At 72.1% G+C, this 2,201-nt stretch carries 3 protein-coding genes; 2 read left to right on the top strand and 1 reads right to left on the bottom strand.

Annotated features, from left to right (window positions below; translation table 11 throughout):
• The first annotated feature begins 410 nt into the window (after window positions 1–410).
• Window positions 411–578 carry an SRPBCC family protein gene (locus BN11_RS25910; protein WP_327152878.1) on the top strand — a complete coding sequence of 56 codons (168 nt, stop codon included), beginning with the start codon at window positions 411–413 and terminating at the stop codon, window positions 576–578.
• A gap of 325 nt (window positions 579–903) precedes the next feature.
• On the opposite strand, the gene BN11_RS16265 is transcribed toward BN11_RS25910, so the two are convergent.
• The gene (locus BN11_RS16265) at window positions 904–1,410 is read right to left on the bottom strand and encodes a YbaK/EbsC family protein (protein ID WP_201329284.1); all 507 of its coding nucleotides are present in this window, start codon (window positions 1,408–1,410) and stop codon (window positions 904–906) included.
• A gap of 12 nt (window positions 1,411–1,422) precedes the next feature.
• Between BN11_RS16265 and BN11_RS16270 the strand changes: the two genes are divergently transcribed.
• On the top strand, window positions 1,423–2,064 hold the full coding sequence (locus BN11_RS16270; protein WP_235435518.1) for an RNA polymerase sigma factor: 642 nt from the start codon (window positions 1,423–1,425) through the stop codon (window positions 2,062–2,064).
• Window positions 2,065–2,201 lie beyond the last annotated feature (137 nt).

Consider the following 2,201-nt stretch of genomic DNA (forward strand, 5'->3'; position numbering starts at 1 on the left):
GGCCCCACCGCGCTGCTCATCGCCGCCGCCCGGCCGGGTCTGCTCGTCGGGCTCGTCCCCCTCGGCGCGGCGCTCGTCGGGGTCGGCGTCGTCGGCGCCACGTCCTGCGCGCTGCCTTCCGGATGCGCTATGTCCCGACTGCGGTGATGGCGCGGGTCGTCTCCGCGTCCGCCCTGATCACTATGGGCACCATGCCGCTCGGCGGCCTGGCGGCGGGGCTGGCTCGGCACCCACCTCGGGGTGCGCCGGACGATCGCCGCCATGGCGATCCTGCACGGCCTCGCATCGCTCTCGGTGCTCATCGGCCCCTACCGGCCCGGCCGGCCGCTCCCGGAAGAGCCCATGCGGCTGCCGGTACGCTGACCAGCCCGTATGCCGATGCTCGGCCTGGTGCGCGGCATACTGGACTGGTGGCTGAGACGAAGGTGGTCAGCGCCGAGCAGGTTGTCGCCGCTCCCGCCGAGGTGATCTTCGACCTGATCGCGGATCCGGCGCGGCAACCGGAGTGGGACGGGAATGACAATCTGCTGCAAGCAGATTCGGGTCAGCGAGTCCGCGCGGCGGGGAGATCTTCGTGATGAACACGCGCACAGGCAATGTGCGCGTCAATCACGTCGACGCCTTCGAGGAAGGCCGCCTCATCGCCTGGCGCCCGGGGGTGTCGGCACCGCGCCTTTCGGCCATCGGTGGATGTGGGAGCTCGAACCCGTCGACGCCGCCCACACGCTGGTGCGCCACACCTATGACTGGCGGGACCTGACCGACGAGGGGCATGGCCAGGGCCCGTTGGACCACGAGCGACCGTCTGCTCGCCTCGATCGAGCGATTGGCCGCGGTGGCCGAGGGGTCCGGGGCGCATAACTCTTTTCGAGGGTGCCGGGCGCCCGCCGCGCCGACGCCCGGTCAGGTGGGAGCGACCACGTCGGCGGCCGCGCCGCCGGTCATGGCCAGCAGGTCCGCATACGACGTGCGGAAGACCGCATGGGCGTGCCCGCCCGCCGCCCACACCTGATCGAAGCGCTCCAGAACGCGGTCGACGACGGTGCGCACGGGAGTCGGGTGACCGACCGGGGCGACGCCCCCGATCGCCATACCGGTGGCGGAGCGCACGAAGTCCGGGTCCGCGCGCTCCAGCGTGGCGATCCCGAGTTGCCCGGCGAGGAAGCCGGTGTCGACGCGGTGCCCGCCAGAAGCCATCACCAGCAGCGGGGAGACCGACCCGTCGGCGTCGATCGCCTTGAAGATCAACGAATTCGCGATCTCCGCGGGGGTGATGCCGAGGGCATCGGCGGCGGCCTGCGCGGTCTTGACGGCATCGGGCAGCACCCGGAACTCGGGATCGAGCCCGCGCTCGGCGAGCGCGGCGCGGACGGCGGTCACGGCGGGGTGCGTGGTCAGGTCGGGGCTCACGGATCAGACTGTATGCGGCGCCGCCGGTCGTCGCACCGCGCGCCGAAACAGTGGGAGCGTCGCAGGACACGTAGGGGACATGACACGATCACAACGCCCGGGGACCCGCGGAGCGGGAGGCGGCCTTCCGGGCATTCTTCACCGCGACTCATCCCTGACCTGCTGCGCTTCGTCCAGCGCCGGGTCCATCCGTCGCACGCCGCCGATGTCGTCGCCGACGCCTTCCTCATGGCCTGGCGTCGCTACGACGAAGCGCCCCCAGGGCTGGATCGACAACGGACCTGGGCCTTCGGCATCGCCCGCAACTGCCTCCTCAACACCCGGCGGGGCATCGACCGCTCGGAGGCGCTCGCCGTCCACCTCGCGCACGCCGTGCCGACGCCGGCGCCACCCGGAGCGGATCCCGAGTCCGTGGTCGCGCGCGTGAATCTCGCGGCGGCCTGGCGCGAACTCGACGCTGCCGACCAGGAGACGCTCGCCCTTTCCGCTCTCGACGGCCTGACCGCGCCCGAAGCCGGTCGTGTCCTCGGCATCTCCCCGGTGGCCTACCGCCTGCGCCTCATGCGCGCACGGACCACCTTGCGCCGTCATCTCGACCGCCGCTCGACCTCGACTCCCACCGACCCCGCGGAGGCATCCCATGAACGCGCCTGACCTGCACACCACCTTGCGCAACCTGGATCCGGCCACGCCGGAAATCACTGCGGCACAACGTGATCGCGCCGCCGACCTGCTGTCGCGCATCGTCGCCACGGACCCGTATGCCGCGCCCGCGCCGAGCGCCGACGCGC

Source organism: Nostocoides australiense Ben110 (genome assembly GCF_001050535.1).
Taxonomy (GTDB): Bacteria; Actinomycetota; Actinomycetes; order Actinomycetales; family Dermatophilaceae; genus Nostocoides_A; species Nostocoides_A australiense.

Bases quoted from the DNA above. Each gene is read 5' to 3' on its own strand.
- BN11_RS16270 (WP_235435518.1), top strand. From the start codon at position 1,423: ATGCGGCGCCGCCGGTCGTCGCACCGCGCGCCGAAACAGTGGGAGCGT.